Source organism: Salmonella sp. NW884 (genome assembly GCF_051700745.1).
In the GTDB taxonomy this organism is placed as follows: domain Bacteria; phylum Pseudomonadota; class Gammaproteobacteria; order Enterobacterales; family Enterobacteriaceae; genus Salmonella; species Salmonella enterica.
In genome coordinates, this window is sequence record NZ_JAMMDE010000008.1 from 21,289 (window position 1) to 33,972 (window position 12,684).

Genomic DNA, 12,684 nt, shown 5'->3' on the forward strand with positions numbered 1-12,684 from the left:
CATAAGGAAGGCTTCACGCATGTATTCATCCCGCTCCCGTTCTGTGCCTGCGCCTTTTTACGAAACGGTGAAACAGGACATCTGTAAAAAAATAGCCGGCGGCGTCTGGCAGCCGCACGATCGCATTCCGTCGGAAGCTGAACTGGTCGCTCAGTATGGCTTTAGCCGAATGACAATCAACCGGGCGCTGCGTGAGCTGACGGATGAAGGGTGGCTGGTGCGTTTACAGGGCGTGGGGACGTTTGTCGCCGAACCGAAAGGCCAGTCCGCGCTGTTTGAAGTCCGCAGTATCGCCGAGGAGATTGCCGCCCGCCATCATCAGCATCGTTGTGAGGTGCTCACGCTGGAGCGTGTGCGGGCAAACGCCATCCAGGCCAGCGCTCTCAACGTCAATGAGAGCGATGTCATTTTCCATTCCATCATGGTGCATTATGAAAACGATCTGCCGGTACAAATTGAAGATCGCTGCGTGAATGCGGATATTGCCGTGGATTACCTGACGCAGGATTACCGTCAGACCACGCCGCACGCTTATTTGTCGCGGATCGCGCCGCTAACGGAAGGGGAACATATTGTGGAGGCGGTGCGCGCCACGGCGCAAGAGTGCGCGTGGTTAACTATCAAAGAGCATGAGCCTTGTCTGCTCATTCGTCGTACAACCTGGTCCGCGTCGCGGATTGTTTCTCACGCCCGCTTACTTTTCCCCGGGTCGCGCTACCGGCTACAGGGACGATTTATCTCCTGAGCGGCTGCTGCCGGAAAACGTGATTGCTGACACAATATAACAAAATTGTATCATTTTTGTTAATTCTATTCTTGTGCTTACTTGTATAGACAAGTATATGTCTGATTCTTATCTGTGGGTCTGCGGCGGTGCCTGATAGTGGCGTTTTAGCGTTATTTGGCGATGGCAGACCGATAATAATGAGGAGTCATTGCTATGCCTGAAAGCAAGTATCGTCAGCAGACTATCCGCGCGCCCAGAGGCACGGTATTAACGGCGAAAAGCTGGCTGACAGAAGCCCCGCTGCGGATGTTAATGAATAATCTCGATCCTGACGTGGCGGAAAATCCGCATGAGCTGGTGGTCTACGGCGGGATTGGTCGCGCCGCGCGCAACTGGGAATGCTATGACGCTATTGTTGATGCGCTCACCCGGCTGGAGGCGGACGAAACGTTGCTTATTCAGTCTGGCAAACCGGTCGGCGTATTTAAAACGCACGACAACGCGCCGCGGGTATTAATCGCCAACTCCAACCTGGTTCCCCACTGGGCGACATGGGAACACTTTAACGAACTGGATGCGAAAGGGCTGGCGATGTACGGTCAAATGACGGCCGGAAGCTGGATCTATATCGGCAGCCAGGGAATCGTGCAGGGAACATACGAAACCTTTGTCGAGGCGGGGCGTCAGCACTATAACGGCACGCTGGCGGGACGCTGGGTGCTGACTGCCGGGCTGGGCGGCATGGGCGGCGCGCAACCGCTAGCCGCGACGCTGGCCGGAGCGTGTTCGCTGACGATTGAATGCCAGCAAAGCCGTATCGATTTTCGTCTGCGTACTCGCTACGTGGATGAGCAGGCCGCCACGCTGGATGACGCGCTGGCCCGCATTACTCGCTACACCCGCGAGGGGAAAGCCGTGTCCGTCGCCCTGTGCGCGAATGCGGCGGATATCCTGCCGGAACTGGTTAATCGCGGCGTGCGCCCGGACCTGGTGACCGATCAGACCAGCGCCCACGATCCGCTACATGGTTATTTGCCCTCCGGCTGGCGCTGGGAGGAGTATCAGAAAAACGCGCAATCCGATCCCCACGGGACGATGCAGGCAGCGAAACGTTCCATGGCGGCGCATGTTCGGGCGATGCTGGCGTTCAGTAAAATGGGCGTGCCGACCTTTGACTATGGCAACAATATTCGCCAGATGGCGAAAGAGATGGGGGTGGAAAACGCCTTTGATTTTCCGGGATTTGTGCCAGCCTATATTCGTCCGCTGTTCTGTCGTGGCATCGGGCCGTTTCGCTGGGTGGCGCTGTCCGGCGATCCGCAGGATATCTATAAAACCGATGCCAAAGTCAAAGAGATAGTGGCTGAGGATAAACATCTGCATCACTGGCTGGATATGGCGCGCGAGCGCATTCATTTTCAGGGGTTACCGGCGCGTATCTGCTGGGTAGGCCTGGAGTGGCGGCAAAAACTGGGGCTGGCGTTCAACGAAATGGTGCGTTGCGGCGAGGTATCCGCGCCCATTGTGATTGGCCGCGATCACCTGGATTCCGGCTCTGTCGCCAGCCCTAACCGTGAAACCGAAGCGATGCGCGACGGCTCCGACGCGGTTTCCGACTGGCCGCTGTTAAATGCGTTGCTGAATACCGCCAGCGGGGCGACATGGGTATCACTCCATCATGGCGGCGGAGTGGGGATGGGTTTTTCGCAACACGCCGGTATGGTGATTGTCTGTGATGGCACTGACGAGGCCGCCGCGCGTATTCGCCGCGTGTTACACAACGATCCGGCGACGGGCGTCATGCGCCATGCCGATGCCGGATATGATCTCGCGGTGGAATGCGCTGTTGAGCAAGGTCTGAATTTACCGATGGTTGCGGCGACGCAGGGGAAAGGCTGATATGAACACCATGACACTCACTCCGGGGCAGTTAAGTCTCTCTCAACTGTACGATGTCTGGCGTCATCCGGTACAGCTTCGGCTGGACGCCAGCGCCATTGACGGCATTAACGCCAGCGTTGCGTGCGTCAATGATATCGTTGCCGAAGGGCGTACCGCCTACGGCATCAACACCGGTTTCGGCCTGCTGGCGCAGACACGCATCGCTGATGATGACTTGCAAAATCTACAGCGATCGTTGGTGCTGTCTCACGCCGCGGGTGTAGGCGACCCACTGGATGACGCGATGGTGCGTCTGATTATGGTATTGAAAATCAATAGCCTGGCGCGCGGGTTTTCCGGGATTCGGTTGAGCGTGATAGAAGCGCTCATCGCTCTGGTAAATGCCGGCGTGTATCCGCTGATTCCGGCAAAAGGCTCGGTTGGCGCGTCGGGCGACTTAGCGCCGCTGGCGCATCTGTCGCTGACGCTGCTTGGCGAAGGAAAAGCGCGCTGGCAGGGCGAATGGCTTCCGGCGCAGGCGGCGCTAAAAAAGGCCGGACTGGAACCTGTCGCGCTGGCGGCCAAAGAGGGGCTGGCGCTGCTTAACGGCACCCAGGCGTCGACGGCCTTCGCGCTGCGCGGTTTGTTTGAGGCACAGGAGTTATTTGCCTCCGCCGTCGTCTGCGGCGCGCTGACCACCGAAGCCGTACTGGGATCGCGCCGTCCTTTTGATGCGCGTATTCATGCCGCGCGCGGACAACAGGGGCAAATTGACGTCGCGCGGTTGTTCCGGCATCTGCTGACCGATACCAGCGCCATTGCTGAATCACATCACCACTGTCATAAAGTTCAGGACCCGTATTCCCTTCGCTGCCAGCCGCAGGTAATGGGCGCTTGTCTGACCCAGTTACGTCAGACGAAAGAGGTACTGCTGGCTGAGGCCAACGCGGTATCCGATAATCCGCTGGTCTTTGCCGAGGCGGGGGAGGTGATCTCCGGCGGTAACTTCCATGCTGAACCGGTTGCCATGGCGGCGGATAATCTGGCGCTGGCGATAGCGGAAATCGGCGCGCTATCGGAGCGGCGCATCGCGCTGATGATGGATAAACATATGTCGCAGTTACCGCCGTTCCTGGTGAAAAATGGCGGCGTTAATTCCGGTTTTATGATTGCCCAGGTCACCGCCGCGGCGCTTGCCAGCGAGAATAAAGCGCTGGCGCACCCGCACAGCGTGGATAGCCTGCCGACCTCGGCGAATCAGGAAGATCATGTCTCAATGGCCCCGGCGGCGGGACGGCGACTCTGGGAAATGGCGGCGAATACCCGCGGCATCATTGCCGTGGAGTGGCTGGCGGCCTGTCAGGGGATAGATTTACGGGAAGGGTTAACCTCTAGCTCGTTACTGGAACAGGCGCGGCAGACACTGCGCGAGCGGGTGGCGCACTATACGCAGGATCGTTTTTTCGCACCCGATATTGAGTGTGCGACGACGCTGCTGGCGCAAGGCGCGTTACAGCGTCTGCTGCCGGACTTTATGTGAATGCTGCCGGATGGCGCGGCGCGTATTCGGCTTACCCAACCCGTTGGCAGGGTAAGACGTTTACGCCGCCATCCGGCACAGCGTTTAACTGAACATCGCCGTGATCGAGGCGCTGGCGAGCGAATGGAAATGCACGTTAAAGCCGACCATCGCGCCGCTGGCGTCTTCATCAACGTCAAGACGCTCGACGTCCAGCGCGTGAACCGTAAAGATATAGCGGTGCGTTTCCCCTTTAGGCGGCGCCGCGCCGCCGTAGCCCGCTTTACCGAAATCGGTACGCGTCTGAATGACGCCGTCTGGTACGGCCACCAGGCCTGAGCCGAACCCCTGGGTCAGTACGCGCGTATCCGCCGGGAGGTTCACCACCACCCAATGCCACCAGCCGGAGCCGGTCGGCGCGTCGGGATCGTAACAGGTCACGACAAAACTTTTGGTGCCCATCGGCACGTCGTCCCAGGCCAGATGCGGCGAAATATTATCGCCATCATAGCCCATACCGTTAAAAACGTGGCGATGAGGAAGTTTATCTCCATCGCGCAAATCGTTGCTGATAAGTTTCATGCGCTCTCCTTTTGACTCACCAGAAGTGTAGCCAGAAGCAGCATCGCTTACCGCTGATTAATGGCTAAAAAATGTTTCATTGTGTACCGCGTCATTGACCGCCTGGGTCAAACGGCGCAGTTGATCCGGACGAATAATGTAGGGCGGCATCAGGTAGATTAGCCTGCCGAACGGCCTGATCCAGACGCCTTGCCCGACGAAGAAGCGTTGAAGCGCCGCCATATTGACCGTGTGCGTGGTTTCAACCACCCCAATCGCGCCCAACACCCGCACATCCGCCACCCAGGGCGAACTTTGCGCGGGGGCTAACTCAGCGCGTAACTGAGACTCGATAGACGCCACCTGCTGACGCCATTCGCCGCTTTCCAGCAGCGTCAGGCTGGCGCAGGCGACGGCGCAGGCCAGCGGATTCCCCATAAACGTCGGGCCATGCATAAAACACCCCGCCTCGCCGTTGCTAATAGTCTCTGCAACCTGGCGTGTCGTGAGCGTTGCCGAGAGGGTCATGGTACCGCCGGTTAAGGCTTTGCCGAGACACAGAATATCCGGCGCGATCCCGGCGTGCTCGCAGGCGAACAGTTTGCCGGTACGGCCAAACCCGGTGGCTATTTCATCGGCAATCAGCAGAATGCCTTCACGATCGCACATGTTACGAATACGCCTGAGCCATTGTGGATGATATATGCGCATCCCGCCCGCACCCTGAACGATAGGTTCCAGAATCACGGCGGCTATTTCATGGCGATGCGCGGCCATCAGGCGGGCAAATGGCGCGATGTCGCTTTCATCCCATTCGCCATCCATCCGGCTTTGCGGCGCCGGCGCGAACAGATTTTCCGGCAGATAACCTTTCCACAAGCTGTGCATGGAGTTATCCGGATCGCACACCGACATCGCGCCGAACGTGTCGCCATGATAACCGTGGCGAAACGTCAGAAAACGCTGACGCGATTCGCCCCGCGCCTGCCAGTATTGCAGCGCCATCTTCATGGCCACTTCTACCGACACCGAACCAGAGTCGGCCAGAAAGACACACTCCAGCGGCTCAGGCGTTATCGCGACCAGCTTACGGCACAGATTCACCGCAGGTGTATGGGTTATGCCGCCGAACATGACATGCGACATGGCGTCAATTTGCGCTTTCATCGCCGCATTCAATTGCGGGTGGTTATAACCATGAATGGCCGCCCACCAGGAGGACATCCCCTCAATCAGGCGTTCGCCCGAGGCGAGAACCAGCTCGCAGCCTTCGGCCCGCTCAACGGGATATACCGGCAGCGGCGAGGTCATGGAAGTGTAAGGATGCCAAATATGGCGTTTATCGAAGGCCAGATCGTCCGTTGTCATAATCGACTTGTAAACCAAATTAAAAAGATTTAGGTTTACGAGTCTACACCATATCAAAAACAAACAACATATTTTGGAGAAGCCCGATGGCTCGCCACCCACGCTGGACACTGTCGCAAGTAACCGAATTATTTGAAAAACCACTGCTGGAATTGCTGTTTGAAGCGCAGCAAATTCATCGCCAGCATTTCGATCCGCAGCAGGTACAGGTTAGTACGCTGCTGTCGATCAAAACCGGCGCCTGCCCGGAGGATTGTAAATACTGCCCGCAGAGCTCGCGCTATAAAACCGGGCTGGAAGCCGAGCGTTTAATGGAGGTAGAGCAGGTACTGGACTCCGCCCGTAAAGCGAAAAACGCCGGTTCGACCCGCTTCTGTATGGGGGCGGCCTGGAAGAATCCGCATGAACGCGATATGCCTTATCTGGAGAAGATCGTACAGGGCGTCAAAGCGATGGGGCTGGAAACCTGTATGACGCTCGGCATGTTGAACGAGAGCCAGGCGCAGCGTCTGGCTAACGCCGGGCTGGATTACTACAACCACAACCTCGATACCTCGCCGGAGTTTTACGGCAATATCATCACTACCCGTACCTATCAGGAGCGCCTCGACACGCTGGAAAAAGTCCGTGAAGCAGGGATTAAAGTGTGCTCCGGCGGCATTGTGGGTCTGGGCGAAACGGTTACCGATCGCGCCGGACTGTTGTTGCAGTTAGCGAACTTACCGACGCCGCCGGAAAGCGTGCCAATCAACATGCTGGTGAAGGTGAAAGGAACACCGCTTGCGGATAACGATGACGTGGATGCGTTTGATTTTATTCGTACTATCGCCGTAGCGCGCATCATGATGCCGACCTCATACGTGCGTCTTTCCGCAGGGCGTGAACAGATGAACGAGCAGACCCAGGCGATGTGCTTTATGGCCGGGGCGAACTCGATTTTCTATGGCTGCAAATTGTTAACTACGCCAAATCCGGCAGAGGACAAGGATCTGCAGTTATTCCGTAAGCTGGGGCTGAATCCGCAGCAGACCAGGGTGCTGGCGGGCGATAACGAGCAGCAGCAACGTCTGGAGCAGACGCTGATGACGCCTGACACCGATGATTATTACAACGCGGCAGCCTTATGAGTTGGCAACAACGCGTCGACGATGCGCTGACGGCGCGTCGGGCGACGGATACGTTGCGCCGCCGCTATGTGGTATCGCAGGGCGCCGGACGCTGGCTGGTAGCGAACGGGCGACAGTATCTTAACTTTTCCAGCAATGATTACCTCGGCTTAAGTCAACATCCGCAGATTATTCGCGCCTGGCAACAGGCAGCGACGCGTTTTGGCGTCGGCAGCGGCGGGTCGGGTCATATCAGCGGTTATTCCGTGGCGCACCAGGCGTTAGAGGAGGAACTGGCGCAATGGTTAGGATATCCACGCGCGCTGCTGTTTATCTCTGGCTTTGCGGCGAATCAGGCGGTCATTACTGCCTTAATGAAAAAAAATGACCGGATTGTGGCCGACAGGTTGAGTCATGCTTCCCTGCTGGAGGCCGCCAATCAGAGTCCGGCGCAGCTTCGCCGCTTTATCCATAACGATACGCAGCATCTGTCGCGTTTACTGCAATCGCCCTGCGTGGGCCAGCAACTGGTGGTGACAGAAGGTGTATACAGCATGGACGGCGACAGCGCGCCGCTGGCGGAAATCCAGCACATTGCCCGCAGGCATCATGCCTGGCTGTTGGTTGATGATGCGCACGGCATCGGCGTGACTGGCGATGAGGGGCGGGGCACCTGCTGGCAGCGGGGGGTGAAGCCTGAGTTGCTGGTGGTGACTTTCGGTAAGGGGTTTGGCGTCAGCGGCGCAGCGGTGCTCTGCTCGGAAAGCGTCGCGGATTATCTGCTGCAATTCGCCCGTCATCTGGTTTACAGCACCAGTATGCCGCCCGCCCAGGCGCAGGCGTTAAGCGCCTCGCTGGCGGTGATCCGTAGCGATGAAGGTAGTGAACGGCGCGAAAAACTCGCCGCTCTGGTTCAGCGCTTTCGGGCCGGCGTTAACGCGTCCCGGTTTACGCTACTGAATGCCCATAGCGCCATCCAGCCGTTAATCGTGGGCGATAACAGCCGTGCATTGCGCCTGGCGGAGGCGCTGCGTCAACAAGGATGCTGGGCGACGGCGATTCGCCCGCCGACGGTGCCTGTCGGCACGGCGCGCCTGCGCTTAACGTTAACGCAGGCGCATGAAGCGTGTGATATCGACCGTCTGCTGGAGGTACTGCATGGCGCAGGTGAATAAGCAGGCTATTGCGGCGGCGTTTGGCCGGGCCGCATCGCAATATGAACAGCACGCCTCTTTACAGCAACACAGCGCGGATGCGCTGCTGACACTGTTGACAGGCCGCCAGTTTGCCAGTGTGTTGGACGCAGGCTGCGGCCCCGGACGTATGAGTCGTTACTGGCGAGAGCGGGGGAGCGAAGTGACCGCCCTGGATCTTTCGCTGCCGATGCTGCAACAGGCGCGCGATCGTCAGGCGGCGCATCACTATTTGCTGGCGGATATCGAAGCGGTTCCCCATGACGCCGAAGTTTTTGACCTGGCCTGGAGCAACCTGGCGGTCCAGTGGTGCGGCGATTTACGTGATGCGTTGAGCGAGTTGTATCGGGTTGTACGGCCCGGCGGCGTGGTGGCGTTTACCACCTTGTGCCAGGGGTCGTTGCCGGAGCTGCGTCAGGCATGGCAGGCCGTCGATAATCGCGCTCACGCGAATAGCTTTTTGCCGGAAGAGGCCATTGACCACGCGCTGCGCGGCTGGCGGGCGTCTCGTCATACTCAGGCGATGACATTGTGGTTTGAGGATGCCCTGAGCGCGATGCGCTCGCTTAAAGGCATTGGCGCCACCCATCTTCATGAAGGGCGGGAGTCGGATGTATTAACCCGCGCCCGGCTCAGACAGATTCAGTTGGCATGGCCGCAGCGGCAGGGGAAATATCCGCTGACGTACCATCTTTTTATGGGAGTGATTGAACGTGACTAAACGCTATTTTGTGACCGGTACTGATACTGAAGTCGGTAAAACGGTTGCCAGTTGCGCCTTATTGCAGGCCGCAACGCAGTTAGGTTATCAAACCGTAGGCTATAAGCCCGTCGCTTCCGGCAGCGAAATGACAACCGACGGGCTACGCAATAGCGATGCCCTGGCCTTGCAGCGTAACAGCAGCCTGCCGCAACCTTATTCCGCTATCAATCCTTATACTTTTGCCGAGCCTACCTCTCCCCACATCGTTAGCGCCGACGAAGGCCGGGCGATAGACGCGGCGGTGTTATCACGCGGATTACGAACGCTGGAGGCGCAGGCAGACTGGGTGTTGACAGAAGGGGCGGGCGGCTGGTTTACACCGCTCTCTGCCACGCTGACGTTTGCCGACTGGGTACAGACGGAGCAGCTGCCGGTGATTCTGGTTGTTGGCGTCAAGCTGGGCTGTATTAATCACGCCATGCTGACGGCGCTGGCGGTAGAACAGGCCGGATTACCGCTTGTCGGATGGATAGCCAACGACATGCAGCCGCCAGGCGCGCGTCATGGTGAATATCTCGCGACGCTTCGCCGCGTCATACCGGCCCCGCTGTTAGGGGAAATCCCGTGGCTGGGCGTTTCTCCATCGCAGGCGGCGACAGGACAGTATCTGGACCTTAGCCCCCTGGAACGCGCCTGACCGCGCTTAAAAATCGCCTTCTTGCAGGATCAGACGATCCTGCTGTTCTTTCGCCAGACCCTCCTGACGTCGCCATGCTAAAAATGTGCAAAATGTGAGCGTCTACGCCTCAATTTTTGCCTTCTCGTTAGCCAATAATCTGCCAAAAATAGCGATAATTTTTTTTTATCGCCCGGCGAAAATGTCAGGGGCTGATTTTGCCAGGCGGCAGGGGATACGGGCTGGAAGCAGTTATCCACTATTCCTGTGGATAACCTTGTGTATTAGAGTTAGAAAACACAACGTAAGCGAGAGGCGACGCGGCCTGCGACTAAATTGGCGCGAAAGACGGCTTGAGAAAATATCCCTTTTCAGACAGCAAGTTATATAAAATCAATGGTTGTAAAGGAAGGGGGATACGTTGACATAAAACTTTCATCATCCGACTTGACAAATGTTAAAAAAGACTCTGGTCTGGGGATAACCAGCACACTGCTGGAATTTTACCCCGCGACTGTCTATGTTTTACCTCTAAATAGCGTGGGGTATCTGCCGATAGCCATTATACACTGGAGTGTTACTGTTTTTTCATCCAGTATTTTTTATTGGCAATATTCACCGTCGAGAGTAAAATTACACCCCTGCCCGCTCACTCCTTCAGGTAGCCGCTCATGAGTAAACCGTTCAAACTGAATTCCGCTTTTAAACCTTCTGGCGATCAGCCGGACGCTATACGTCGTCTGGAAGAGGGGCTGGAGGACGGGCTGGCGCATCAGACGTTATTGGGCGTGACCGGCTCCGGGAAGACATTCACCATTGCCAACGTCATTGCGGACTTGCAGCGGCCAACGATGGTGCTTGCGCCCAATAAAACCCTGGCGGCGCAGCTCTACGGTGAAATGAAAGAGTTTTTCCCGGAAAACGCGGTGGAGTATTTCGTCTCCTACTATGACTACTATCAGCCGGAAGCGTATGTGCCAAGTTCGGATACGTTTATCGAAAAAGACGCTTCGGTAAACGAACATATTGAGCAAATGCGGTTGTCGGCAACGAAAGCGTTGCTTGAGCGACGCGATGTCGTGGTGGTGGCTTCCGTGTCCGCGATTTACGGTCTGGGCGATCCGGATCTCTACCTGAAAATGATGCTGCATCTGACGGTGGGAATGCTGATTGACCAGCGCGCGATTTTGCGTCGGCTGGCGGAATTGCAATACACCCGTAACGATCAAGCTTTTCAGCGTGGTACCTTTCGCGTGCGCGGCGAAGTGATCGACATCTTCCCGGCTGAATCTGACGACATCGCGCTACGCGTTGAGCTGTTTGATGAAGAAGTGGAACGCCTGTCGCTGTTCGACCCGTTAACCGGGCAGGTAGAGTCAACGGTGCCACGTTATACTATCTATCCCAAAACGCACTACGTGACGCCGCGCGAGCGTATTCTGCAGGCGATGGAAGAGATAAAAGATGAGCTGGCGGACAGGCGTAAGGTCTTGCTGGCAAATAATAAGCTGCTTGAAGAGCAGCGATTAAGCCAGCGCACGCAGTTCGATTTAGAGATGATGAACGAGCTGGGCTACTGCTCAGGCATTGAAAACTATTCCCGCTTTCTGTCGGGCCGCGGGCCGGGCGAACCGCCGCCAACCTTGTTCGATTATCTGCCCGCCGACGGACTGCTGGTGGTGGATGAGTCTCATGTCACCATCCCGCAGATAGGCGGCATGTACCGCGGCGACCGGGCGCGCAAAGAGACGCTGGTCGAGTATGGCTTCCGTCTGCCTTCGGCGCTGGATAACCGTCCGCTGAAGTTTGAGGAGTTTGAAGCCTTAGCGCCGCAAACTATCTATGTTTCCGCCACGCCCGGCAACTATGAGCTGGAAAAATCTGGTGATGAGGTGGTGGATCAGGTTGTGCGACCGACCGGGCTGCTGGACCCGATTATTGAAGTGCGTCCGGTGGCGACCCAGGTGGACGATCTGCTGTCCGAAATTCGTCAGCGTGCGGCCATTAATGAGCGTGTCCTTGTCACTACGCTCACCAAACGGATGGCGGAAGATTTGACCGAATATCTGGAAGAGCACGGCGAGCGCGTGCGTTACCTGCACTCAGATATTGATACCGTGGAGCGCATGGAAATCATCCGCGATTTGCGTCTGGGCGAGTTTGACGTTCTGGTGGGGATTAACCTGCTGCGCGAAGGGCTGGATATGCCGGAAGTCTCGCTGGTGGCGATTCTGGACGCCGATAAAGAGGGCTTCCTGCGCTCCGAGCGCTCCCTGATTCAGACCATAGGGCGCGCGGCGCGTAACGTTAACGGTAAAGCGATTCTGTATGGCGATAAAATCACGCCGTCGATGGCGAAGGCGATTGGCGAAACCGAGCGACGTCGCGAGAAGCAGCAGAAGTACAACGAAGAGCACGGTATCACTCCGCAGGGGCTGAACAAAAAAGTGGTCGACATCTTGGCGCTGGGGCAGAACATTGCGAAAACCAAAGCGAAGGGGAAAGGCAAGGGCCGTTCTACGGCAAAAGCCGGAATTGTCGAACTGGATATGACGCCGAAAGCGTTGCAGCAGAAAATTCATGAACTGGAAGGGCAAATGATGCAGCACGCGCAAAATCTGGAGTTTGAAGAAGCCGCGCAAATTCGCGACCAGTTGCACCAGTTACGCGAGTTGTTTATCGCGGCGTCCTGACAATGTGTCGATCGCCAGCGAGTCATCGTTACCATGGCTCGCTTTTGAGAATTTCAGTTCAATAGTAAGGGCTAAGTCAGTCAGGAATGAAAAACAGTGACAGGCTTTGACTAACGAGATTGTCGAAAAAGTCAAAACATCAATGGGGTAGCTAGTTTAATCACAACTGAAGAAAATTAGCGTTGAGGCTGAACCCAACGCTAATTTTCCCTCTCTCCTCGGCTATGAAAAAAAACGCCCCGTATTATCGGTATAGC

At 56.9% G+C, this 12,684-nt stretch carries 10 protein-coding genes; 8 read left to right on the forward strand and 2 right to left on the reverse strand.

Features of this window, described 5'->3' with window-relative positions:
- Positions 1 to 19 precede the first annotated feature (19 nt).
- The 3 genes from NA197_RS16890 to hutH all read left to right on the forward strand — a co-directional run bounded on the left by NA197_RS16890 (position 20) and on the right by hutH (position 4,148).
- Positions 20 to 745: a histidine utilization repressor gene (locus NA197_RS16890; protein ID WP_064043091.1), complete on the forward strand. Its 726-nt coding sequence runs from the start codon at positions 20 to 22 to the stop codon at positions 743 to 745.
- A 195-nt stretch (positions 746 to 940) separates the two neighbouring features.
- The gene (gene hutU, locus NA197_RS16895; protein WP_001115209.1) at positions 941 to 2,626 is read left to right on the forward strand and encodes a urocanate hydratase; all 1,686 of its coding nucleotides are present in this window, start codon (positions 941 to 943) and stop codon (positions 2,624 to 2,626) included.
- Position 2,627: 1 nt separating this feature from the next.
- Positions 2,628 to 4,148, forward strand: coding sequence for a histidine ammonia-lyase (gene hutH / locus NA197_RS16900; protein ID WP_064043092.1), 1,521 nt, complete (start codon positions 2,628 to 2,630; stop codon positions 4,146 to 4,148).
- Positions 4,149 to 4,232: 84 nt separating this feature from the next.
- On the opposite strand, the gene NA197_RS16905 is transcribed toward hutH, so the two are convergent.
- Both NA197_RS16905 and bioA read right to left on the reverse strand, forming a co-directional pair.
- The gene (locus NA197_RS16905) at positions 4,233 to 4,709 is read right to left on the reverse strand and encodes a kinase inhibitor (RefSeq protein WP_000767403.1); all 477 of its coding nucleotides are present in this window, start codon (positions 4,707 to 4,709) and stop codon (positions 4,233 to 4,235) included.
- 57 nt (positions 4,710 to 4,766) lie between these two features.
- Positions 4,767 to 6,056, reverse strand: a complete 1,290-nt coding sequence (gene bioA / locus NA197_RS16910) for an adenosylmethionine--8-amino-7-oxononanoate transaminase (protein WP_064043093.1) — start codon at positions 6,054 to 6,056, stop codon at positions 4,767 to 4,769.
- A gap of 86 nt (positions 6,057 to 6,142) precedes the next feature.
- Between bioA and bioB the strand changes: the two genes are divergently transcribed.
- The 5 genes from bioB to uvrB all read left to right on the forward strand — a co-directional run bounded on the left by bioB (position 6,143) and on the right by uvrB (position 12,427).
- Positions 6,143 to 7,183: a biotin synthase BioB gene (gene bioB / locus NA197_RS16915; protein ID WP_000090724.1), complete on the forward strand. Its 1,041-nt coding sequence runs from the start codon at positions 6,143 to 6,145 to the stop codon at positions 7,181 to 7,183.
- Positions 7,180 to 8,337: an 8-amino-7-oxononanoate synthase gene (bioF, locus tag NA197_RS16920; protein ID WP_064043094.1), complete on the forward strand. Its 1,158-nt coding sequence runs from the start codon at positions 7,180 to 7,182 to the stop codon at positions 8,335 to 8,337. Before bioB ends, bioF begins: the two co-directional genes overlap by 4 nt.
- The gene (gene bioC, locus NA197_RS16925; protein WP_064043095.1) at positions 8,321 to 9,076 is read left to right on the forward strand and encodes a malonyl-ACP O-methyltransferase BioC; all 756 of its coding nucleotides are present in this window, start codon (positions 8,321 to 8,323) and stop codon (positions 9,074 to 9,076) included. Before bioF ends, bioC begins: the two co-directional genes overlap by 17 nt.
- Positions 9,069 to 9,755, forward strand: a complete 687-nt coding sequence (gene bioD / locus NA197_RS16930; RefSeq protein WP_000167223.1) for a dethiobiotin synthase — start codon at positions 9,069 to 9,071, stop codon at positions 9,753 to 9,755. Before bioC ends, bioD begins: the two co-directional genes overlap by 8 nt.
- Before the next feature lie 650 nt (positions 9,756 to 10,405).
- The gene (gene uvrB, locus NA197_RS16935; protein WP_000042502.1) at positions 10,406 to 12,427 is read left to right on the forward strand and encodes an excinuclease ABC subunit UvrB; all 2,022 of its coding nucleotides are present in this window, start codon (positions 10,406 to 10,408) and stop codon (positions 12,425 to 12,427) included.
- Positions 12,428 to 12,684 lie beyond the last annotated feature (257 nt).

Coding starts and splice junctions, on each gene's coding strand:
- bioB (WP_000090724.1), top strand. CDS start 6,143: ATGGCTCGCCACCCACGCTGGACACTGTCGCAAGTAACCGAATTATTT.
- NA197_RS16905 (WP_000767403.1), bottom strand. CDS start 4,709: ATGAAACTTATCAGCAACGATTTGCGCGATGGAGATAAACTTCCTCAT.
- bioC (WP_064043095.1), top strand. CDS start 8,321: ATGGCGCAGGTGAATAAGCAGGCTATTGCGGCGGCGTTTGGCCGGGCC.
- bioF (WP_064043094.1), top strand. CDS start 7,180: ATGAGTTGGCAACAACGCGTCGACGATGCGCTGACGGCGCGTCGGGCG.
- hutH (WP_064043092.1), top strand. CDS start 2,628: ATGAACACCATGACACTCACTCCGGGGCAGTTAAGTCTCTCTCAACTG.
- bioA (WP_064043093.1), bottom strand. CDS start 6,056: ATGACAACGGACGATCTGGCCTTCGATAAACGCCATATTTGGCATCCT.
- NA197_RS16890 (WP_064043091.1), top strand. CDS start 20: ATGTATTCATCCCGCTCCCGTTCTGTGCCTGCGCCTTTTTACGAAACG.
- hutU (WP_001115209.1), top strand. CDS start 941: ATGCCTGAAAGCAAGTATCGTCAGCAGACTATCCGCGCGCCCAGAGGC.
- uvrB (WP_000042502.1), top strand. CDS start 10,406: ATGAGTAAACCGTTCAAACTGAATTCCGCTTTTAAACCTTCTGGCGAT.